Annotated in this window: 27 protein-coding genes; 14 read left to right on the top strand and 13 right to left on the bottom strand. The window is 44.7% G+C overall.

Annotated features, from left to right (window positions below):
- Positions 1 to 39: 39 nt before the first annotated feature.
- The 3 genes from ABVF09_RS11640 to ABVF09_RS11630 form a co-directional block, all read right to left on the bottom strand.
- A complete protein-coding gene (locus ABVF09_RS11640; protein ID WP_371069248.1) occupies positions 40 to 3,078 on the bottom strand; it encodes an efflux RND transporter permease subunit in 3,039 nt (1,012 codons plus the stop codon).
- A 425-nt stretch (positions 3,079 to 3,503) separates the two neighbouring features.
- Positions 3,504 to 4,394 (bottom strand): ectoine hydroxylase, encoded by an 891-nt coding sequence (thpD, locus tag ABVF09_RS11635; protein WP_371069247.1) that lies wholly within the window; start codon positions 4,392 to 4,394, stop codon positions 3,504 to 3,506.
- Positions 4,395 to 4,845: 451 nt separating this feature from the next.
- Positions 4,846 to 5,184 (bottom strand): helix-turn-helix domain-containing protein, encoded by a 339-nt coding sequence (locus ABVF09_RS11630; protein WP_026569306.1) that lies wholly within the window; start codon positions 5,182 to 5,184, stop codon positions 4,846 to 4,848.
- Between the two features lie 231 nt (positions 5,185 to 5,415).
- Between ABVF09_RS11630 and sda the strand changes: the two genes are divergently transcribed.
- Positions 5,416 to 5,547 carry a sporulation histidine kinase inhibitor Sda gene (gene sda / locus ABVF09_RS11625; protein ID WP_371069246.1) on the top strand — a complete coding sequence of 44 codons (132 nt, stop codon included), beginning with the start codon at positions 5,416 to 5,418 and terminating at the stop codon, positions 5,545 to 5,547.
- Between the two features lie 1,067 nt (positions 5,548 to 6,614).
- Positions 6,615 to 7,358, top strand: coding sequence for a Cof-type HAD-IIB family hydrolase (locus ABVF09_RS11620; protein WP_371069245.1), 744 nt, complete (start codon positions 6,615 to 6,617; stop codon positions 7,356 to 7,358).
- Positions 7,359 to 7,498: 140 nt separating this feature from the next.
- Here ABVF09_RS11620 and ABVF09_RS11615 read toward each other — a convergent pair whose 3' ends face one another.
- The 4 genes from ABVF09_RS11615 to ABVF09_RS11600 form a co-directional block, all read right to left on the bottom strand.
- Positions 7,499 to 8,374, bottom strand: coding sequence for an aminoglycoside 6-adenylyltransferase (locus ABVF09_RS11615; RefSeq protein WP_155911847.1), 876 nt, complete (start codon positions 8,372 to 8,374; stop codon positions 7,499 to 7,501).
- A gap of 15 nt (positions 8,375 to 8,389) precedes the next feature.
- Positions 8,390 to 8,995 carry a YdcF family protein gene (locus ABVF09_RS11610; protein ID WP_371069244.1) on the bottom strand — a complete coding sequence of 202 codons (606 nt, stop codon included), beginning with the start codon at positions 8,993 to 8,995 and terminating at the stop codon, positions 8,390 to 8,392.
- A gap of 168 nt (positions 8,996 to 9,163) precedes the next feature.
- Positions 9,164 to 9,307, bottom strand: coding sequence for an anti-repressor SinI family protein (locus ABVF09_RS11605; protein ID WP_081704440.1), 144 nt, complete (start codon positions 9,305 to 9,307; stop codon positions 9,164 to 9,166).
- On the bottom strand, positions 9,304 to 9,675 hold the full coding sequence (locus tag ABVF09_RS11600; protein WP_026569310.1) for a helix-turn-helix domain-containing protein: 372 nt from the start codon (positions 9,673 to 9,675) through the stop codon (positions 9,304 to 9,306). The genes ABVF09_RS11605 and ABVF09_RS11600 overlap by 4 nt, the downstream gene beginning before the upstream one ends.
- Positions 9,676 to 10,010: 335 nt before the next feature.
- On the opposite strand from ABVF09_RS11600, the gene ABVF09_RS11595 reads away from it, so the two are divergent.
- The 8 genes from ABVF09_RS11595 to ABVF09_RS11560 all read left to right on the top strand — a co-directional run bounded on the left by ABVF09_RS11595 (position 10,011) and on the right by ABVF09_RS11560 (position 14,880).
- Positions 10,011 to 10,628 (top strand): CalY family protein, encoded by a 618-nt coding sequence (locus ABVF09_RS11595; protein WP_153464476.1) that lies wholly within the window; start codon positions 10,011 to 10,013, stop codon positions 10,626 to 10,628.
- Positions 10,629 to 10,742: 114 nt separating this feature from the next.
- Positions 10,743 to 11,603: an amyloid fiber anchoring/assembly protein TapA gene (gene tapA, locus ABVF09_RS11590; protein ID WP_371069243.1), complete on the top strand. Its 861-nt coding sequence runs from the start codon at positions 10,743 to 10,745 to the stop codon at positions 11,601 to 11,603.
- Positions 11,600 to 12,196: a signal peptidase I SipW gene (sipW, locus tag ABVF09_RS11585; RefSeq protein ID WP_026569312.1), complete on the top strand. Its 597-nt coding sequence runs from the start codon at positions 11,600 to 11,602 to the stop codon at positions 12,194 to 12,196. Before tapA ends, sipW begins: the two co-directional genes overlap by 4 nt.
- Positions 12,197 to 12,221: 25 nt before the next feature.
- Positions 12,222 to 12,890 (top strand): TasA family protein, encoded by a 669-nt coding sequence (locus ABVF09_RS11580; RefSeq protein WP_371069242.1) that lies wholly within the window; start codon positions 12,222 to 12,224, stop codon positions 12,888 to 12,890.
- A 163-nt stretch (positions 12,891 to 13,053) separates the two neighbouring features.
- Complete coding sequence (locus tag ABVF09_RS11575; RefSeq protein ID WP_035426521.1) at positions 13,054 to 13,350, top strand: DUF5658 family protein; 297 nt, start codon at positions 13,054 to 13,056, stop codon at positions 13,348 to 13,350.
- Positions 13,351 to 13,385: 35 nt separating this feature from the next.
- Positions 13,386 to 13,607: a hypothetical protein gene (locus ABVF09_RS11570; RefSeq protein WP_026569313.1), complete on the top strand. Its 222-nt coding sequence runs from the start codon at positions 13,386 to 13,388 to the stop codon at positions 13,605 to 13,607.
- Between the two features lie 100 nt (positions 13,608 to 13,707).
- A complete protein-coding gene (locus ABVF09_RS11565; protein WP_026569314.1) occupies positions 13,708 to 14,235 on the top strand; it encodes a hypothetical protein in 528 nt (175 codons plus the stop codon).
- A gap of 138 nt (positions 14,236 to 14,373) precedes the next feature.
- Complete coding sequence (locus tag ABVF09_RS11560) at positions 14,374 to 14,880, top strand: GNAT family N-acetyltransferase (RefSeq protein ID WP_037328905.1); 507 nt, start codon at positions 14,374 to 14,376, stop codon at positions 14,878 to 14,880.
- Between the two features lie 19 nt (positions 14,881 to 14,899).
- Here ABVF09_RS11560 and ABVF09_RS11555 read toward each other — a convergent pair whose 3' ends face one another.
- Positions 14,900 to 15,127 (bottom strand): DUF2164 domain-containing protein, encoded by a 228-nt coding sequence (locus tag ABVF09_RS11555; RefSeq protein WP_026569316.1) that lies wholly within the window; start codon positions 15,125 to 15,127, stop codon positions 14,900 to 14,902.
- A 91-nt stretch (positions 15,128 to 15,218) separates the two neighbouring features.
- On the opposite strand from ABVF09_RS11555, the gene ABVF09_RS11550 reads away from it, so the two are divergent.
- On the top strand, positions 15,219 to 15,437 hold the full coding sequence (locus ABVF09_RS11550; RefSeq protein WP_026569317.1) for a YdbC family protein: 219 nt from the start codon (positions 15,219 to 15,221) through the stop codon (positions 15,435 to 15,437).
- Between the two features lie 85 nt (positions 15,438 to 15,522).
- Positions 15,523 to 16,158, top strand: coding sequence for a uracil-DNA glycosylase (locus ABVF09_RS11545; protein ID WP_371069241.1), 636 nt, complete (start codon positions 15,523 to 15,525; stop codon positions 16,156 to 16,158).
- Between the two features lie 66 nt (positions 16,159 to 16,224).
- Here the strand turns inward: ABVF09_RS11545 and ABVF09_RS11540 are convergent, their stop codons facing one another.
- The 4 genes from ABVF09_RS11540 to ABVF09_RS11525 form a co-directional block, all read right to left on the bottom strand.
- Positions 16,225 to 17,700, bottom strand: a complete 1,476-nt coding sequence (locus ABVF09_RS11540) for a UDP-N-acetylmuramoyl-L-alanyl-D-glutamate--2,6-diaminopimelate ligase (protein ID WP_371069240.1) — start codon at positions 17,698 to 17,700, stop codon at positions 16,225 to 16,227.
- A 153-nt stretch (positions 17,701 to 17,853) separates the two neighbouring features.
- Complete coding sequence (locus ABVF09_RS11535) at positions 17,854 to 18,195, bottom strand: DUF1428 family protein (RefSeq protein WP_026569320.1); 342 nt, start codon at positions 18,193 to 18,195, stop codon at positions 17,854 to 17,856.
- 96 nt (positions 18,196 to 18,291) lie between these two features.
- A complete protein-coding gene (mreBH, locus tag ABVF09_RS11530) occupies positions 18,292 to 19,299 on the bottom strand; it encodes a rod-share determining protein MreBH (RefSeq protein ID WP_026770762.1) in 1,008 nt (335 codons plus the stop codon).
- A 251-nt stretch (positions 19,300 to 19,550) separates the two neighbouring features.
- The gene (locus ABVF09_RS11525; protein WP_081704439.1) at positions 19,551 to 19,682 is read right to left on the bottom strand and encodes a YflJ family protein; all 132 of its coding nucleotides are present in this window, start codon (positions 19,680 to 19,682) and stop codon (positions 19,551 to 19,553) included.
- A gap of 283 nt (positions 19,683 to 19,965) precedes the next feature.
- Between ABVF09_RS11525 and ABVF09_RS11520 the strand changes: the two genes are divergently transcribed.
- Together ABVF09_RS11520 and ABVF09_RS11515 are read left to right on the top strand one after the other, a co-directional pair.
- Entirely contained in the window at positions 19,966 to 20,340 is a 375-nt protein-coding gene (locus tag ABVF09_RS11520) for a DnaJ family domain-containing protein (protein WP_371069239.1), read from the top strand.
- A 273-nt stretch (positions 20,341 to 20,613) separates the two neighbouring features.
- Positions 20,614 to 21,282 (top strand): SOS response-associated peptidase, encoded by a 669-nt coding sequence (locus tag ABVF09_RS11515; RefSeq protein WP_371069238.1) that lies wholly within the window; start codon positions 20,614 to 20,616, stop codon positions 21,280 to 21,282.
- Between the two features lie 121 nt (positions 21,283 to 21,403).
- On the opposite strand, the gene ABVF09_RS11510 is transcribed toward ABVF09_RS11515, so the two are convergent.
- Complete coding sequence (locus ABVF09_RS11510; RefSeq protein ID WP_371069237.1) at positions 21,404 to 21,610, bottom strand: hypothetical protein; 207 nt, start codon at positions 21,608 to 21,610, stop codon at positions 21,404 to 21,406.
- Positions 21,611 to 21,619: the final 9 nt, after the last annotated feature.

Below are 21,619 nucleotides of genomic sequence, written 5' to 3'. Positions count from 1 at the left end.
GAGAGATTTTTCCTCACAGACTTTTCATCTAACCATTGGTTATATTGCTTCTTCCTCTGTTTCATTCTCCGGTTTCTGCTCCGGATATTGTTTCTTTTTATTGCGGGTGAACAGCCGGTAGACTGCCGGAATCAGAAACAACGTGATAAAAGTAGCGAACAGCAGGCCGGAAATGATCACTGTTGCCATCGGTGCCTGGTAGTTTCCGGAGGTTCCGGTGGCCAGCGCTAATGGAAGCATGCCGCCTGCAGTCGTCAGTGTAGTCAGGAATATCGGGCGAATCCTGTTTTTTCCGGCTTCCACTAAGGCATCCTCCACATTTGCTCCGTTGTTGCGCAGTTGATTGGTTCGGTCAATCAGTAGAATTGCATTGTTCAGCACGATGCCGATCAACATGACAATTCCCATGCCAGACATGATGCTTAATTCACGTTGTGTTAGAAATAAACCGACGATGACGCCAACCACTGTCATCGGGATGATCGACATAACGATCAGCGGGTGGGCGAGATGATTGAACTGAACGGCCATTACCAAGTAGACGAGGAAAATAGCGAGAAGGAGGATCACTGCCATATCCATCATCAATTCCTGCTGCTGTTCCAAATCTCCTGCGGTCGATATAGAATAGCCGCCAGGTAAATCATAGTCATCAATCAGCTTTTGTACTTCGCGATTTATTGTGCCCAGGTCTTTCCCCTCAATATCAGCGGATACGGAGACATAGCGTTCTCCGTTAGTATGGGAAATTTGATTTGGAGTTTCCACCGTTCTCAGCGAGACGAAAGTGGATAATTCCTGTTCTCCATCGCTTGTAGGAATTTTCTTTTCCAGCAACTGCTTTTGGCTAGCCGTTTCATCATCCCAGGTTGCTTTGAGTGGTATCGTTTCATCTCCGGTAGTCATTTCACCGACAGGGACGTCCAGGAATGCTTGCTCAATATACTGCTTGATTTGTATTTGGGACAAACCGGCATCCTCTATCTTTTCTTTATCCAGCTCCACCACTTGTTCTGGAGAAGCGTTTTCCATGGAATGGGTGACTCCGACGATTCCGTCGATTTCTTTTAATTCGGTGATGAATTGCTCGGTAATCCCGTTCAATTCCGAAAAGTCTTCCCCGGCTACATGGATTTGAACTGGATAACCACTGCCGCCGGACATGGCGCTTTGAACACTGGTCAATGGCGTCTTGTCTTCGAGACTGCGCAGGGTGGCCATGATATCCTCGTTGATGTCTTTTTGATCACGGGTGGTGTCTTCCCCTTTGGTCATGTTGATAATCGCGTAGAGCATGTTGCCGTTGTCCATGACATAATTTGTTTCCACGTCATCGATTGCCTGCAGTTTGTTGTTCATTTCTAGAACCAAGTCTTCTTTTTCTTCCGGTGAAATCCCTGTTTCCGTTTCCACCATCAACTCAGCATAGCGGTTGTATACATCTGGCATGATAGTCATCGGCAATTTGGTAACAAGGAACAAGGATGCGGCAAACATGACGAAGAACAGGCCGATTACCGAAAAGCTATAACGTTTTTTTCGAACAATCCATGCAAGCATGCGCTGGTAAAGCCGGAATACGTTGCCTTCCTTCTGGATGGTTTGCTTTTTCCTGAACGTCAAGAATTTTTCCGACAGAGCGGGTATCAACGTAAAGGAAACGATGACCGAACTGGTCAAGGTGAAAACGACCACCAGCGACAACATGATCATGAATTGTGCCACTTCTCCTCCAAGCAACCCGATAGGGAGGAATACGACAATCGTAGTGAGCATGGAAGCGAAAACGGCGGTAGCCACTTCCTTTATCCCTTGCAATACCGCCTGTCGACTTTCCAATCCGGCTTCTTTTTTTCGATAAATCGATTCGAGGATGACGATAGATGAATCGACCATCATACCGATTCCCAATCCGAGTCCGATCAGAGTCAACATGTTGAAGCTATAATCAAACAGCCACATGGCCGTGAATGTCAACAGGATGGAAGTCGGAATCGACAAGGCGATGATTGCGGTTGCCCGGATATTTCGCAGGAATAACAGCAAAACAGCAATGGCAATGATACCGCCGATCAAAATGTTGTTGCTGACGCCGTCAATGGATTCTTGGACATAGTCAGCCTGGGCTACCATTTCATGAAGCTCGAAACCATCGACCAGACCTGCATCCTCGATTTCTTTTATTTCGGCGCGGACTGCTTCGGCCATTTCGATTTGGCTGACATTATCTGTACGTCCTACTTGAACAAAAATAAAATCCTTGCTGCCGTTTTTCCAGACGAATGCTCCATCTTGAACAGGCTCCAGTGAAACCTCGGCAACATCTTTTACCCGGACAACCCCGTCAGTCGTCGCTATTTCAGTATTCTTTATATCCTTCAGGTCGGTATAAGTGGTATCCCAGCGAAGGGAAGGGGCGTCTTTGTCATCGCTGAAACTACCCAATGTCGCTTCGCTATTGGCGGCTTGTATGGCTTGAACCGCCTGTTGGGTATCCAATGCATGATTTGATAATTTTTGTTGATCAAAAGCAATGACAGCTTCATGTTCTTCCATACCGGAGAGCGATACGTCGCGAACTTCTGCTAAATCCTCCAGCCTGGGCTCCAGTACATTTTTGGAGAAGGCTGTCATCTCTTCCATCTGTCCGCCGGAAACATCCATATAAAATTCGTAGCTCTGGCTGGTTCCGAACCGGCCGGTTTCGATATGATCGACTGCAGACATGTCGGCTGCAGCTGCATTAACCGCTGATTCTACCTTTGGATAAACGGCATCGCCTTTGCCGCTTTCAAAGGTTAATTGGAATGAGCTTCTCCCGATGCCTGTGGTGGTTTCAACATCTGTAACCCCATCAATAGCAAGTAACTGTTTTTCGATTGGGGTCGTAATCGAACGTTCCACATCAGCGGCAGCTGTTTCTCCTGCGAGCATCTCTACATAGGCTCCGTCCATTTCGATGGCTGGCATCAGCTCTTTGTCCAGTTTAACGACAGCATAGCTTCCAGTCATCAGGATGAGCACTACCAAGAGTCCGATTAAAATTTTGCGCTTTAAAAAAAATTCCAATAACTTCATTTACATCCTCCTTTAACGATTTGCGAAACAGGCACATTGGAAACGAAATCCACTCTGCGAAGCATTGAGCAGAAGAGGAGTGCTTAAGACCCATGGTAAGCCTTAGATGTTGACTTCTTGAGGAGAGACAGTAAAAAGTTCATGAATTCTTAAGGGAAACTGAGGTGTCTCGTTTAACACATGCTTTTCCATCGCATGCATGTATATCTTACCGTTGCTTTATAAGTCGCATAATGATCCGCGGATGTATCTCGACTAAGACTTTAGACCGAGGAAGAGTTTTCCTCCTGACATTGCAGACTTATAGAAGGCTATTCAAATTCTTTTATTATTAAAATTAAGCGGTCATTTTTACAAAAGAAAAACCACCAGCGTTTTTTTACGCTGATGGTTATAGCTGCCATCGAGGGGTTACCAAGTAATTCTCAGCCCAGCACGGGCATCTTTTTCCTGGAAGCGATGAATTCAGGTCTAGGTGCTGCTCCCGAGAACGGTTCGACCAATCTGTTTTCCACACTGTTGTAGACCATGAACAAATTGTTGCGGCCGAAAGGGGTGATATTGCTGTTGCTGCCATGCATCGTGTTGCACTCGAACAGCAGCACGCTGCCTGCAGGACCGGTCGGTACAGAAATGCCGTATTCGTTGGCCAGCCAAGTCATGCTGTCATGATCTGGTACGCCGAACTCCTGCATTTTCAGCGATTTCTTATAATGGTCTTCCGGTGCTTCCCCGATACAGGAAATAAAATGCTCATGGGAACCGGGGATCAGCATCAGCGGGCCATTAAAGGAATAGTTGTCAGACAATGCAATGGATACACTGACCGCACGCATCCGCGGCATTCCGTCTTCTACATGCCACGTTTCGAAATCGGAATGCCAGTAGAATTCTTTTCCGGTAAACCCTGGCTTGTAATTGATCCGTGACTGGTTGACGTAGACATCGCCGCCGAGCAAGTGATTGACGATATCCAGCAGCCGCTGGTCTGCAGAAACCTTATCGAAATAATCACTATTCTGATGTACGGCAAAAATGGAACGGATTTCTTCACTGGTCGGTTCACGGACGACTTCCGGCTTGTCCGATTGTTTGTATTCATCAGCAAGGCCGTAGATTTCTTTGCTCATTTCTTTTACTTCGTTTTCCGAAAAGAAACTCTCCAACATCAAAAATCCATTTTGTTCATACGAGGTTATCTGTTCTTGTGTAAGTGGAGAATGATTTTCTTGACCTTTTCCTGCATGAATGACCGGGTCCTTTCTTGGAATAATACTGACTTCCTGACTTTTTCTGGACGGATATAGATCTTGCATAAATCGCCACTCCCTTTTAATTTTTCATTTTTGGAATGATTCAATCTGCTTTTCTGCTAAGTAAGAAAACTAGCTTCTAAGTCTGTCCAATAAATCCGGACTCCGCGGATATACTCTCCTATGTTTTGGCGTCCGGTTATCCAAGCAGAGGAGGTCACCTCCTTTTTAATGAACATTCAGAAAACTGTTTCACTTTCAACCCTAATAGACAAAAGCTTTATTGGCAAAATCGCTGAGAGCGACTCTCGGTCAATACAGCTGTCTGTAAGGCGATTGGGAAGGAATATATAGCGCTTGGGTTGTTTATCTTGTGCTTGGTAAAGCTAGATGGAAGATGTGGTGTGAGGCTTTGGGGGAGGAGCACGTAAAAAAGAGGAGGCTGGAACAAAGCATAGTACCCAAAACAAATTTGTTCGTTTTTGCTTTGATGGCCATGCTTTTGGCCCGGCCCTTACTTGTTTTGTTTTTTCCACTCCATCATGACATCGATGATTTTTATGAGTGCTTGGCGATCTTCTTCGCCTAATTGGTTTAAATGTAAGAGGATATTGATCTGTTCATCTTTAACATTCTCAGTGAGACGGAATAATTCCGAAATGGGAATACCCAAGGATAGGGTGACTTTATGAATGGTATTGATGGTTGGATTTTTTTCACCTCTTTCAAGCTGGCCGATATAGGTGGGATGCAATCCTGACAAATGAGCCAGCTCTTCTTGGCTTAGTACTTGCTGTTTCCTGATTGCTCTGAGCCGTTCGCCTACTACTTTTGAAATTGGCTTCTGGTGCATACGATCACCTCTATATTAGAAATATACATGGTATTTGTGAACAATCGAAGATACTATAAATAGTGTTTTGTAAGCGTTGAAATACTAAAAGTATTTTAGTAAGATGTTTATAGGCAATTATCCCTATGGATAAGTAGATAGTTGAAAAAGAAACGGTGCTGCTACAGTTGCTGTTGCAACAAGACTCAACTTTAAACGGTATGAAATAACTATTGGTTAAAGGTGATGTGAATGTTTGATAGCTTGTCAGATGATATTTTGATGGACGCTTATTTAAAGGCGCTTGAACTGGATTTGGAAAAGGATTTTATTTCCCTGCTGGAAAAGGCCTTGTTATATCGGGGGCTGTTTGTACCAAAGTGAAAAACCTTATTTGATGCTGAACGTTAAGGGAAGCGACAGGTTGTTCAAACAAGTTGACATCACGAAGATATAAATCAGCAAATGTTCAGGAAGGGCCTGCACGATTTATGTGCAAGAATACAAGGACAGGTAATTAGATTCCAGGATGATAAGCGTGAATTAGAAAGGCGCTCCCAATTAAAATGGGAGCGCCTAATTTTATGAACACTATAAGCAACTTGTTTTTCTAACAAGTATCAAAACCAAATATATATTGCCGCGGTCTATGTTCCACCTGGATGTTTTTAAAACTTAAACGACGTAAGCCCTACCTCTCTTACATCCTTACGGCTCCGAAGCCGATCCAGTGTGAATAAGTGTTGCTAAAAACTAAGCAGAATGCCAGTTTAATGAGACTTGTCATTTTTAAAAGTCACTTCGTTGGCGAAGTCTATTTTTAAATATAACATTCTGCCGGTGGAATGTCAAATACTATATATATGTTCACTTCCATTATGTGCACATATAAAATATACCCATCCTTCTTCCATCTTAACCTGCATAAAAGCAGAATGATTAAAATTACCCAGGAAAAGCCAAATCAAGAAACCATCACATCGTCAATGTAACAGAGAAGGCTTAGAGGGGCGGGGCGTTAACGGGATTCGTTAGCAGGGCCGTCAACGGGGTCAGTCCCCAAAAAGGAATAACTGTCGGAAAACCGGGTAAAAGAAAAGGCGGAGGGTCAGACCCCGAAGGCATATAATCAGAGAAAATAATCATTCTGGGGACAGACCTTTAACCAGGAAAAATAGTGATCTGGCAGCATTGTCGCTTCATTTGCAGATGGATTTCGGTGGATTGGGGTCAGTCCCTCCCCCTCTTCTGTTCTTATAAAAACAGCCAAATCCAAAAGTAGGAGGGACTGACCCCTCGTCGCCCAAATCCAAAAGTAGGAGGGACTGACCCCTCATCTCGCCTCTCATCTACTGCTGCTGGTTGGCTGGACTGGCAGATTTGGCGTTTTGTATTATAATAGGGAGGGTCGAGGATTTAATACAGATGATTTCATACTAAAAGGAGTTGTTTTGGTGGTAAGTAAACCTGACATAAAATTAATTGCACTGGATATGGACGGGACGTTGCTGAATTCGAATGAGGAAATTTCGGAGGCAAATCGCAAGGCGATTACAGAAGCCCGTAACAAAGGGGTGGAGGTTGTTCTTTCCACTGGACGGCATCGGTCATCATGCGAAGCACATGCAATCTCTTTGAATCTTTCTTCTTATTTGATCACGGTAAATGGAAGTGAGATTTGGACGTCAGAAGGCGAACTGGTATCCCGTCAGTCTTTAGATATCGAGACCATCAAAAAGTTGGTCGATCTTAATGAGCGATACGGAACGCGCGCGTGGATGGCTTCCACGGAAAAAGTCTTCCGCGGAGAGTTTCCGGCTGACCTGGAAGGCTACGAATGGCTCAAGGTAGGCATCGATATCGACAGCGAAGAGGTCAAAGATCGAATCCTCGAAGAATTGGAAGATAACGATTTGCTCGAGCTAAGTAATTCCCATCCGATGAATATCGAAATCAATGCGGTTGGTATCAACAAAGCGAGAGCTTTAGAAAAAATTTGCGGACTGATGGGCATCACACTGGATCAGGTAATGACTGTAGGCGACAGCCTCAATGACATCAAAATGATTCAGGAAGCAGGACTGGGAGTAGCGATGGGCAATGCCCAGGAAGAAGTAAAGCAGACTGCCGATTGGGTTACCGCCGATCATAATCATGACGGAGTTGCCAAAGCGATCGAACATTGGATTCTGTAAAACTCTGCAAGTAAAAAACGCTTGGATCAGCATCCAAGCGTTTTTATTAAGTTATAAAGAGAAATCCGTTTTATCGTCTGTTCCCGCCTGTTTCGCGTCCTTTTTGCTTGCAGGAGGCGGGGAGACCGTTTCTGCATTTCTTAGGTGTCAGCACGACTGTCATTCAGCCTGTTTACCAGGTTCATTGCATATTCTGCAGCTTCATCAGGATAATCGATATTTAATCTTCTGCATACGTTAGTCGATATCTTATGGAAAAAAATCATAGTATTGTTCAAGGCTTCCCACGTTTCCTCCTGCTCGTAGCGGGCGTAAAGCCTTTTGAACTGTTCACAGGCATTTGACCCTGCCCAGTTTTCAAAAAAACGATATCCGTGCCAAACTTGGATATCGGCGCTTTCTTGTGTATTTACTTCCAGTTTCATCATTCGAATAAGACAGTCTTTCATATAGCCATCACAAATGGATTTCCCATCCAGCAGTTCTCCACGCCGTAACTTTTTCGCCGCCAGATAGGCATGATACCAAAAATCATGGATGTGATTTTCAATATCCCTGTGTGCCACCCTTTGGTTATCGGGCGGTAGGGCTTTCGCTTTTTGGATGATCGACCGGGTGATGTCATCTTTATCAACCACTACTTTTACGCCTTTGGCGAGAACATGAAGTACTTCCGTATTTTTTTCCATCCTGGATAACGTTGTTACTGGAAATAAGGCAAAATCGACATCCAGTCCTCCCTCAAACAAGACCCTTCGTTCCGTGCTCTCTCCTACAGCAGTCTTTTCCAGAAAGGTAATAACAGGTCTTCCGATGTGTGAAAGCCACTTTTTATCATTTAAAAAGGGTTCCGGGTTTTCAGTGAAAAGGACAAGGTCGAGATCTGCCCACTCATCTGCCGGCATTTTTTCTCTGGCTCTGGATCCGACAATGAAGGCGGCACGGATGTTTTCGTTTTTTTCTGCATAACGAACGAATTTGTCTATCAGTTCATCAAAAGCTACTTGAGACATCATGTAGCACCTCTCTTATCATTCGGTGATCTTTTCATCTACTAGAGCTCCTTGTTTCACATAACGAATGATTTTAACAGCTTCGGCAAAGGCGCGTTTTCTTCCTTGTTCAGTCTGAAACCAATTGTTTTTCCCGGTTAGAAGATCATCTGCAGGACATAAGGAAAAAGCTATCCAGTCCGGCATATAGGTTTTCATTGTCAAATGAAGCCTTCTCATATGATAGGAAGCTGTAACCACAATCAGTCTTTCGATTTTATACAGATGGAAGGTGCGATCCAGCACGAGCAGCGAGGCGAGTACGTACTCCAGTGTATGCCAGGAAAGGGTTTCGGTCAAAATGTCTTCTTCCGGGATCCCCAACGCCATTGCTTCGTTTTTTAATTCGATTGCTTCCGGATGATTTTTCGCCCCCCATGTCACACCGCCGGAGAACAGGATTTTCCCGGCGCGCCCTTGCCTATAGAGCTCGACGGCCTTGGGGAGCCGGTACTGAACTGCCATGCTACTGCCGGCCACTACGATACAATCACCGTTTTGGTTGTCATCTTCAACGCCGGTAAACAATAAAGATTCCAAGTGGGCATCAGTCAGTTTGCTTTCGTTCAGTTCCGAAATGTACATGTGTCACCTCACCTCCATTCGGTTGGTTGTCTTTGTTTAGAATATGTCGGTTTCCCTTTAAATGTATCATAACCTGGGTGGAATCAGTGCTAGTTCCAAAAAAAATCATCAAAAAGCCATTTATAATGAAAAGAGCCTGAATCCTTTGCGTGATTCAGGCTCTTTTCATTATTTTGTTGTTCTCTCTTCGATCCTGCCGTTGGTATGGAGAAAGCTGCGCACTTCCTCCGGTGTCATTCCAAGTCCTTTGGCGCTGATGATCAGTTGCATCCATTCCTGGTCCAGAAAATCTTGCTCATTCGTTTTTCTCATTGTTTTCCTCCATTATGGACATTTTCTTTTCCATCCAGCCAGTTCTTGAATTTCACGTATTCCAGAAGATCCCGAAAGTCATCTTTACTCATGCCTTCATCGATCGCTTTTTGAAAAAGCCCCTCCCATTCTTTATCCAGTTTGGGTGTTTCATTCTTCTTGTTATCCTCTGGCTGCTGGTCCAGCAGGTAATCAATACTCGTATCAAGCGCTGAAGCAATCTTGGATAGTATTTGCAGTGACGGATTCTGTTGTATGTCACGCTCTATGTAGCTTAAGTAAGACTTTGATACACACGCCGCCCTGGCAAGCTCTGTAATCGAGTACCCTTTTTTCCTTCTTTGGTTTCTAACCCGGTTACCAATCATGGCTTTCTTCCCATCTTTGGTTGTAATAAAGAACAGAGCAAATGCATACAGTGCTGTCTTGTTCATTATATAAAACAATACGTTCTATAAAAAATACAAAATAATAAGAAAATAAGCGTAATTTCGTAAAAACGAACGATATTCGTTCTTAATCAAGAAAAACGGACGAATTTGCGGTTTTTCAATCGAGCAATAATGGCATATACTCCAATTGTTAGTTCTTTAAAAAGAACGATATAGAACGAATAACGAACGACGGCGTTCCTTGTTTGTAACTCCTCCAGTAGGTAGGAGTTCAAAAATATAAAAAAAGGAAAGAAAGAGGAGGAGAAAGAATGAGCGTTAAAAAGAAATTGGGTATGGGAGTTATGTCGGCCGCGCTTGGATTATCTTTGATCGGGGGAGGTACATATGCATATTTCAGTGATACTGCCGAAACAAACAGCACCTTTGCTGCCGGTACATTGGATTTGAATGCAGAGCCGACTACTATCATCGATGTCGATAACTTGAAACCAGGTGACTGGATGACTAGATCCTTTGAGCTGCAAAACACAGGATCTTTGGATATTGCGGAAGTTCTGTTAAGTACTGACTATTCTGTAGGTGATGCAGAAGGTAACAACACCGAAGACTTCGGCGAACATATCAGAGTTAACTTCCTATGGAACGACGACAAGGCTACTATTCCGCCAAACGATTTAATTTCCGATGATATTATCTATGAAACTACATTGAGCGAATTGAAATCGATGTCTCCAGATGCCGTGGAAAATCATATCTTCATTCCATGGTTGGAAGAAAATGATGGATTGCAGGCTGGCGACTCCGATACACTTTACGTGCAATTTGAGTTTGTGGATAACGGCGAAGATCAAAACGAGTTCCAAGGAGACTCTCTAGAGCTTGAATGGACGTTCGAAGCCCATCAAGAAGCTGGCGAAAGAAGATAAGTCGGTTTACAGGAAAGGTGAGCAGCCCTCACCTTTCCATCCTTATTCTTTCTCATGAATAGGCAATCAACTTTGTATATTGATAAGAAAGAATAAAAATCAGGGAGGTTCCCCATGCGAAGCACGCGTTTAGCAAAATATAAAAGAAAATACAAAAAAGCTGTGATAGCCCTGCAAATCCTGGCCATATGGTATGCCGCCGTGTACAGTGCTGCGCTGCTCACTTCTCCGACCGGAGCGTACTTTCACGACACCGCCGAAGCGATGACGACTATCCCGATTGGCGAGTGGGAGACGGATGAGTGGGATAAGAGTTCACTGGCTTTCCTTGGCGAAAAAGATCAAAAAGTGAAAGCGTGTGGTCCGGAAAAAATCAAAGTCAAACTGAAAAACGGCGGAGAAGATATGAAGGTCACCTCTACTTATGAAGTGTATTATGCAGCCAAGGGCAATCCGAAAAAAGGAGAAAAACTGGAACTGGCATCAGATGAAGGCACGGTAAAGAAATTGAAAAATGGTGAAAAGGTCGAACTGACATTTTTAGCTGAAGAACCAGGAAACTATAAATTCAAAGCTTATCAGGTCGAAGGACATCCAGGCAAAGGGGAACTTTGGAGCGAAACGATCACGATAGAATGCAAGAAAGCGAAAAAGGCAGAAGCCGACAAGGAAGAAGAGGTAGAGGAACAGCCGGCAGAAGAAAAAGTTGGATCAGAAGATAAGGCAACGGAAGAAAAAGACAGTGACCAGGAAACCGAAAAAGAGGAAGAAGAAGCAGCGGATAAAAAGCAGGAATCTGACAAAGCGGCCGAAGAGAAACAGGTAGAATCGGAACAAAAACAAGAAGAACAGTCGGAGGAAAAACAGGTGAATGCTGCCGACACCCAAACAGAAACATCGGAAAATCAACAGGAAAAAGGGAAAGAAAAGGAAGCATCGCAAACCAAAGAAAAGAGCGAGGGTGACAAGGAATGAAGAAAAGTATGAAGCTGATCATGAGGTGGCTGAGCCGTCTCGTAACGTTCACATTATTTGCGACACTCTTGTTTATGGTATTTGTCGTGATTTCCTCGAAAGCGTCTGGCGGTGAACCGCAAGTAATGGGCTATCAGTTGAAAACGGTACTTTCAGGATCGATGGAGCCAGGCATCAAGACGGGATCAGTCATTGCGGTAAAACCGGGCGGCGATATGACACGTTTTGAAAAAGGTGATGTCATTACATTTCAGACAGAGGAAGAGCTGCTGATCACTCATAGAATCGTCGACGTAACGACCAGTGGCGACAATGTTCTTTATGAAACAAAAGGGGATAACAACGACGCTGCAGATAGAGAACCGGTTTTGTCGCAAAATGTAGTCGGAGAATACAGCGGATTCACGGTTCCTTATGTCGGCTATTTTATAAGCTTTGCCCAGTCTAAAGAGGGAAGTGCATTGCTTCTGATATTGCCGGGAATTCTCCTGCTCGGCTATGCCGGATTCACTATTTGGCAGACCATTTCCCAGCTTGATGCCAAAAGCAAAAAAGCAGCTGTTGCAAAACAGGAAGAGACTACCGAATCATAATTGATGAAGATAGAGGGTGAGATGGATGAAAAACAAAGCCCGGCTTCTTTTTACGACTGCTTGCGGTCTAGTGGTTTTCATCATGATTTTTTCCACAGTCGGATATCACAAATCATTCGCAAGTAGTAATGAAATCGATATTGAAACGTTGCCAAAAGACATCTTGTTCGATGTGGACGACATGAAACCAGGTGACTGGGCAACGAGGACCTACACCATCCAAAACATGGGATCCCGGGATATGGACTACTACCTTTCAGCCCAGTTCGAATCGGGATCGGAAAAACTGTACAAAGTTTTGATGCTCGAAGTTAAAGATGGAGAAGAGTCTTTATACAGCGGAAGCCTTGCCGGGTTTACCGATTTAGAAAAAAGACCGCTGTCTGTGAATGATGAAGAAGAATTGACATTCACCGTGGATTTTCCAAAAGAGCTAGGCAATGAATTTCAGGGACTGATCAGTGATTTTTCCATCCTTGTTAGTGCGGAAGGAAATCCGTCAGCAGGTGAATCACCAGATACCGGAGCAGGTTCAAGTGAAACGGACAGTGATGGAGTTGGTGAAGGACATAATCTGCCGGATACCGCCACACATATGTTCAATCTATTGCTTGCTGGTACAGCGTTGGTTCTTATCGGGGCAGCTATTTATCTGTACAGCAGACGCAGCAGGAAAGGCATAAAGATAAGTTAGTTGAAAAAGGTCTTGCATTACCCCCAATAATCAGGACCTTTTTCTATACAAGGGACGTTCTTCATAAAGAACGTCCTTTTTTAAAGAGAGGAACATAAGGCTCTGTTGTGGGGCTGTCCAAGGTCCGGGCGATGAGCTTTTCAAGGGAGAAACGGGGGATGGAATGAAAGCGTGTTTCCTTTACTTGTCATTGCTTAATGTATTGGATGGCGTGATCACCTTCCTGGGAATCAAGCATGGTTATATATCGGAAGCAAATCCGTTGATGAACGAACTTTACCAGAGTGGTCCGCTTTTTTTCTTGCTAGTGAAAATGCTGCTGTCCGCCATGCTTATCGGCTTTTGTGTAATCGAAAAACTTCCGCAGTCCCTTACTGCAAGACTGCTGGGCTGTACGGCGGCAGTGATGTACTCGGTTATCTGCCTGATGCATGGTTTCTGGTTATGGCAGCTTACCTGATGGCATATTCATAGACACAGAAGGAGGTTCTTTTCATGTATCGAAAAACATGTAATCGTTGCTCTCAGCCTTCATACAGCAGTACCAAAATCGGCGGCTGGATTTGCCCGGTGTGCAACCAGGATCTGACCCAATTGAAGGCACGCGATCCGAATGATCCGAGGGATATGCCGCGGAATGATTATCAGACAGATAAGCTGAGAGTACGTTATAAACAACAGCCAGATCACCCACCAGCTTTTTCTGTTTATGTTTAGCGATTTATCCTGAGGAATAGACTGCTCATACCGACAAACAGCGACAAATGTATTATACTTGTTGTATATAGTTGGATGAACAGTGAAAGGAGCGCTGAGGATGTCGTTGCATCTGTTAATCAATGGGATTCCCTTACAGGCATATAAATGGGAAGAAGAGCAGTCGGATCAGTATATGTTAACGATAAATGTTAAATTGACCAGGAAAGAATACCGGAAACTCGATAAAATAAGAGAATGTTCGGCTAAGAACGGAGAAGGTTTCCATGTAATGATTGCCGATTATGTGAGACCGATGCGTTTTGGGAAAATCATTTACTCCGATCACGGCGACTTTGTTAAATGGAGAGCCACTTTGGTTGAAAAAGACAAAACCAAAGAGCTGAAGAAGTTTTATGGAAAGCAGGAAAAAGAGGATTTGGCCGATACAGTCATCAAGCTGAAGCGAGCAAATGAAAAGCTGCTTTCCCTGTTGCAGGATAAAGGTATTTTGACAAGTGGTGAGGCAAAGGAAGCGGGTCTGGAGGACGAGACAGACTTGGTAGCGGATGAGGCTGATCTTTTTCAAGTGGAGGATATCGACTTTTACTTAGATGGAACAGATAACAAGCAATCCGGGGTTCACTGAATAGTAGATATGCAAGCACTTCTTTTTGCGCGTTGAAAGAGGGGTGCTTTTTGTTTGGGTGCATGTTCGGTTGCTATTGTGTATGCTGGAGGGAAAGGATGAAAGTGGGACAACGATGGAAGAATAGGGGGAGACCGAATGGCTGTAGTAATGGAAACCGGGCGTTTGCGATTGCGTTTGATGAAGTGGGATGATCATGCCGACATCATGAAAATTTTTTCTGATCCCGTAGCCATGCGCTATTATCCAAGTATGAAGAATGACGAAGAAGCAAACTTTTGGATCAATTGGACGCTTGATAATTACCGGAAATTCGACGTCGGTCTGTGGGTCGTCGAGGACTTGGCTACTAAAGAATTTTTAGGGATGTGCGGATTGGTTCCGCAAAAGGTCGACGGAGCAGTACAGATGGAAATCGGTTATTTGTTCGTCAGGAAGCATTGGGGAAAGGGCTATGCGACGGAAGCTGCCATGGCTTGTAAAGAATTCGGGTTCGATCATTTGAAATGTGAGAAATTGATATCTTTGATTGATCCTGACAACCATCCATCAATCAAGGTTGCCAGGAGAATCGGCATGGAATACATAAAAAATATCACCAAATGGAATAAGACCATTGCGATTTACTGTGTGGAGAATCGTTGATGGATGTAACAGTGGCCGATTATTTTTGTATTTCGAAGATATCCTCCAGCTTAGCAGACAGGAAGGCATGGGAATCTTCCACTCCGATATTATAAAACTTCGGCGCAAGTTCTTCCATAAAAAAATCCAGGATGAGCGATGCTGCAAGATCCCCTAAATCCTCGTTTCTTTCTTTGGAAAAGTAGGTTTTAATGGCAGCAGTCATATCCTCTTTCTGTTGAGGTGTGAGTTCAAAGCTTTGGTTCATCAAGAAACCCTCCAGGGAATGATATTATAGTAGTTAGTTCGAGTATAGCAGAGTCGCTGCATGGAAGATAGAAGAAAAGGAGGCGTCCATAATGGCAGCATTGGACTATGAAATTATCGAAACAATCGGAGTCATATCCGAATCACCGAAAGGATGGAAAAAGGAATTGAACCTGGTCAGTTGGAATGGCAGGGAGCCGAAATATGACATACGCGACTGGGCTCCGGATCATGAAAAAATGGGGAAAGGTATCACCTTGACCAAAGAAGAAGCAGAAAACCTGAAAAAGGTACTCGAAAACCTCGATTAAAAATCGCGGGGTCAGTCCCCCGCCACTTACCAAGACGCAATGCTAATAGAGTGGGGGACTGACCCCGCAGTTAGGAGGGAACTGGATGCTTTCGGAGGAATTGATTGAGTTGGCGAAGGAACGGATGCGTCCATTTGCTTGTGAAGGCTTTGTGCGGGGGCGCGGGCCAGTAGAGGCCGATTTGATGTTTGTCGGGGAAGCGCCGGGAAAAACAGAACTGGAAATCGGCAGGCCGTTCACCGGACAGGCAGGGAAGATTTTTTCCGGTTATTTGGAAAGGCTGGGAGTCACCAGAGAAGAAGTGTTCATTACGAGCGCTGTACGAAGCAGACCCTACAAAAGTGTTGAAAAAATAGTGAAAGGAAAGCCTGTCACCAAAAATTACAACCGCACCCCGAACAAAAAAGAAATACTCGCTCATGCGCCGATCCTCGATGAAGAAATCCGGCAGGTGAACCCAAAACTATTGATACCGATGGGTAAGACTGCTGTATGGAGGTTGACCGGCCGGGATGTAAGCATGCAGGAAGTTACCGGTCGTTTGTTTGAAATCCCGATTATGCAGCTGGCGGGCCTCGATCAAACAAATTACCGGCTGACTAAAGAAACCTATCGTGTTTTTCCCATTTACCATCCGGCAGCGATTTTATATGCACGTCGCTTGGAAACAAAAGCTTATCAAGATATCGATCGCTTAAAACAGTTAAAGGACAGCCTCTGATTAAATCACCTGATCAGAAGGCTGTCCTTTTATACATGATAAGTGAATGAAAGCTATTAATACGCGCTATTCCAGGCTGCCATATTTAAGCAGGGATTGTTCCTCTACGATTTCCCGGTCGCTGTGCGGATGCTTGGTGTCCTCGATGATTTGGTAATCTTCTTGCCCCTTCCCGGCAAAAATAAGGATGTCTCCTGGTTCGCTTTTTTCGATTGCATGGCTGATCGCTTCCTTGCGATCGGCGATCAACGCGTAATTAGCATGTTTCATTCCTTTTTCCATGTCCCGCAAAATCGTATCTTCCTCTTCGAAGCGCGGGTCATTAATCGTCAAAATGACATAATCCGCACGGGAGGCTTTTTCAGCCATGGCGGGCCGTTTATATTCATCCCGGTCACCGCCCGTGCCGACCATGAAAATCAGTCGATTCTTTTTAAAAGGTTCCACTGAGTCAATTGCCTTATCAATTGCATCTGGTGTATGGGCATAGTCGATATACATGGATATGGGAGCATCGATATCAACCTTATCCATCCGCCCGTCAACCGGCGGCAGTTCCTCGATAAATTGGACAAGATGTTCCACCGATACACCATGTGCATACAAAGAGGCCGTTGCAGCGAGAACATTGTAGACATTGAACTCACCGAGCAGATTCATCGAAACTGTAAAAGAACCTTCAGGGGATTGCAAGGTGAAGACCGTTTTATCCGGATAATACCGGATATTCTCTGCCTGAAAATCTGCGGGTGATCGCAGGCTGTAGGAAATGATTTCTGCGGCAGTGGCTGCCCTGTACGTATCGAACCATGCATCATCTCGATTAAGCACCGCATATTTGGTTTTGGTCATGTCTTGCCCCAATTGGGAAAATAAAAGTCCCTTGGCATAGCCATACTGTTCCATCGTGTCATGATAATCCAAATGATCGTGGGTTAAATTGGTGAATACGACAATGTCGAAATCGACACCCCAAAGTCTGCCCTGGCTTAAACCATGAGACGAGACTTCCATGGCCATATGGTCGATACCCTGGTCCAGCGCATGCTGAATGATTTTTTGATTGGTCAGCGCATCGCAGGTCGTGTTGGCACTTGTGATTTTCTCGTCGGACAATTCCACGCCGATTGTTCCGGAAACAGCCGATTTTTTCCCGTTTTTTTGCAATAGGGAATGGATCAAGTTCGTTACCGTCGTTTTACCATTTGTTCCAGTCACGCCGAATAGCTTCATTTTTGTAGAAGGAAAATCGTAAAAATGATTGGCAAGAATAGCAGTAGCTTTATAAGTGTCATTGACAACGACAAGCGCAGCCTTGTCCAAGTCGACATCCAGTTTTTTTTCGGCAATGATGACCGAAGCCCCGTTATCGATTGCTTGCTGGAAAAAATCATGACTGTCGACGGTGAAACCTCGTGTGCAGATGAATATGCTGTCCAGTTCTGCACGCCTGGAATCGTTATGGATAGCAGTCACTTCTGCGGGCAGTGTTCCGTATATTTGTTTGATTTTAAGTGATGAAAGTAGTTCTGCTGTTTTCATATCGCAACCTCTCAATCCAAAGTGTCTGTTCTGGCTTGTCCAACGTATGTAGTTGTTTAACCGGACGGTTGTCAGGAGGCTCTCTCCAATAGTACACCTATACCCACGATTACAGGCGGTTAATCTTATGATTATCGGAAGGCGACGGCTTTATTAGTCAGATGAAAAGGAAGCTGTCACGATTTGCGACATATCGATCAGCTCGGCTAATTCACGGGTGAGCGAATGGATTTGTCCGTCTTCCTTTAGTTTACAGGAAACCTCTTCATAGTGAGACTGATTGCGAAAAACGATTTGTCCGAACAAAAGGTCTTCATCTTCTCCAACTTGTAAGTAGGTGGATAAGCCTGCTGCCGCATCGGTGCTTGCAGGGATATATATTTCATGTTCTATAGCGCCGTGGGACATATTTATCATTCCAACCTGCTTATTAAGGGCAATAAATTGGTTTGTACGATGCTTCTTTACACGGTAAAAAGAGACAACAGTGAACAAAGCAATCCACTCCTTTTCCTTCACTATATGAATGGGTGATATCAAGTGTGAAAAAGAGCAGATTGAGTGTCACTCAAAGTGGGTGTGAAGGCAGCGTCATTTTGCTGCCTTTTGTAATTTATTGATCATTTTCAGTGCTCGGCCAGTGCCGATCGCCACTGATTCAAGCGGGTTCGGAGCAATATGGACAGGTACCGAGATTTCATTAGCCAGCCATTTTTGCATGCCTTTCAGCAGTGCACCGCCGCCTGTCAGCGTGACACCATGGTCGACGATGTCCCCGCTCAACTCAGGAGGGCAGTTTTCCAACGTTGTCCGGATGGTTTCCAGAATTGCCTCCAAGGATTCCCTGATGGCGTCTTGCACTTCCGTAGAAGTGATGGTAATGGTACGCGGCAGACCGGTAACCATGTCACGGCCGCGGATATCCATGGATAATTCGTCATGATCGATCAAGGCAAAACCGATTTCCATTTTGACGTTTTCGGCTGTTCTTTCTCCAATCAAGATGTTGTAATGCTTGCGGATATACTGGATGATTTCATCGTCCATTTTGTCTCCGCCGGTGCGTACAGAACGGCATGACACGACACCTCCGAACGAGATGATGCCGACTTCACTAGTACCTCCGCCGATATCGACGATGACATTGGCGACAGGCTCGTCCACAGGAAGGTCAGAGCCTATGGCAGCCGCCACCGGTTCCTCGATAAGATGCACTTCCTTGGCGCCATAGCTTTTTACCGCATTGTGAATCGCCCTTCTTTCTACAGAAGTACTTCCAGACGGTGTACAAACGACCACTGTCGGCTTGCGCATCGACAGCCCGGCGACTTTGCTGACTTTTTTCAGGATTTCCTTCAGCATCTGGGCTGTGACGTCATAGTCGGCGATAACGCCGTCTTTCAACGGGCGGATCGGTACAATGTTTTGCGGTGTTTTTCCGACCATTTCTTTAGCCTCGCTGCCTACGGCTACTACATTTTTTGAGTCCATATCAATAGCGACCACAGAGGGCTCGTTTAAAACAATTCCTTTAGATTTCGTGTACACTAATATATTTGCAGTTCCTAAATCAATTCCGATCTCAGCATTAGAAAACATATATAATTTCCTCCATTGATGACAATTTTCAATTATAGCTTTTCTCCCCGGCCGATTTGTTTATGGGGGTGAAAAGTCATGGGATTTATTGGTTTCTCATAATTTCTTCTCAGTCGATTATCATTCTGCTTCGTTGGTTTTTGAGGGTTGTCTAAAATGACAGGTCATAAAGGATGCTTTTTAGCAAAGCGGGCATTTTATAAAAAAAGGCAGGAAGTTGAATTCCCGCCTTTTGCGCATTTTCAAAAAGCCTACTGTTGCTTTTCTTCTAATAGGTTTGCAAGTACTGGCTTTTTATATCGCTCGAGTTTGCGTCCTTCCAAGCGGCGGACACCCAAGTTCTTCAATTCTTTTACGTACCAACCTTTGCTTCCTACGTGCATCCCTATCATCCTTTCCCGTTTTTTCTAAGCGTGAAACGTCTGCAACCATTGTTTTTGACGCTTCCTATAAGCTGTGTGAGCACCAGCTTAATTTTTTCACGGGACATTGTAACATCTAAAAAAACAACGAAAAAGTAAAAAGGTTAAATTAATGTTCAACTAGGTGCTATTATATAAAATAAAGAACGTGTTTGTTACTTGTAAATTTTGCTACATGCCTTCAGGCAGTGCCACTGTTATAATTGGTATATAGTGGAACGTCAAAAAAGGAGGAGGGATGGCAATGGATTTTGCGAGTCGTATGGCGGAGGAAAAAATCAAACAAGCAATCCGTGATGGAGAATTGGATGCCCTTCCCGGGAAGGGCAAAAAGCAAGAATTGGAAGATTTGTCGGCAATCCCGGAAGATATGCGCACGAGCTACCTTATGATGAAAAATTCCGGTTACCTTCCTGATGAAGTCCGCCTGCAGAAAGAATTGGTATCGCTGCAGGAAATGTTGGATCTGGCCAAGGATCCAGAGCAAAAAGAAGGCTATCGCAAACAGCTTTCCGAAAAAGAAATACAGCTTCGCATGCTGATGGAAAAGAAAAACATGAACAAAAACAGCGGATTCAGAAAATACTCCGGAAAAATCAACAAACGCTTCGGAATATAACAAGCGGGGACAACAAGCGGGGGCAACAAACGGGGTCAGTCCCCAAAAACGCTCTGGCCGGGTTTTGCCGGGTATTTCAAGAAGGAAGGGGTTAGTCCCCCGGGGTGACGAACAGCCGATAAAACACTGTCATACCAGGATTTAACACCGAAAAGGAGTCTTTCTTCGCAGTATTTTGGGGACAGTCCCCGCCGTTGGCTGAAGAGTGGGATATTGGCGGTTTGGGGACTGTCCCTAAGTGGAAACTGTCTTTAAACAGAAAGGAGAATCGGGATGTGTGGTCGTTTTACATTGCAGGCCAGCGAAGTGGAAATTTTAAAGGAATATGATTTGGATCAGCCGCTGGAAGGTCATCAAAATCGCTTTAACATTGCACCCGGCCAAGGGGTTTTGGCCATCATCCATAATGGGGAAAACCGCAGTGCAGGTTTTTTGCGTTGGGGGTTGGTCCCCTCATGGGCCAGAGACCCGAAAATCGGTTATAAAATGATCAACGCACGGAGCGAATCTGCACATGAGAAACCGAGTTTTAAAAATTTATTGGCACGCAAGCGGTGTTTAATCGTTGCAGACAGCTTTTATGAATGGAAACATGCCGACGGTCAAAAGCAGCCGAAACGTATTTCATCCTCGAAGCGTCCTTTGTTTGCCTTCGCCGGTCTGTGGGACAAATGGGAGCGAGAAGGCGGAGAACCGTTATTCACGTGTACCATTTTGACAAGAAAAGCAGACAGTTTTATGGAAGACATCCATGATCGAATGCCGGTCATCCTCCCTAAAGAAGCGGAAAAAGACTGGATAGCTCCGGTAAAGCGTAATCCTGAAGAGGTGACCAGTTTCATTGAGGAACTGCCGTCAGAGCCATTGCAGGCATATGACGTCAGTACATTCGTGAACTCGCCCAAAAATGAAGGTGAAACTTGCATTAAGCCATTGGCCTGAAGGCTGATGGCTTTCATCATGAAAAAGGGAGAGTCTATCAGGTTCTGCTCAACAAACGGGGCGTTCAAAGCCCATCCGCTCCCTCTCTCTTTACTTCGCTACCGCATTACTTTGTTGGGGGTCAGTCCCCGGCCGTCCGTCGTCCCCGTCCGTCGTCGCCGGTCGTCGTTCCCGCAGCAGTCCCGCCTCCGTCCGCAAGCGTGCTGCTGATCATGCTGCAGCTGGTTTTCGACGGGTTTCTATTGATTTCGGGTTTGTTCGTGTTTTCTCTTTTTTCGTGATATACAATCGCTTTCTTTTCCTTTATACTTAAGGGGTAATATGCCATACATCGACA

The sequence above is a fragment of the Sediminibacillus sp. JSM 1682029 genome (assembly GCF_041366435.1).
GTDB lineage: Bacteria > Bacillota > Bacilli > Bacillales > Amphibacillaceae > Sediminibacillus > Sediminibacillus terrae.
Note: the sequence above shows the minus strand (reverse complement) of the source record. Positions and strands in the feature narration are given on the sequence as shown.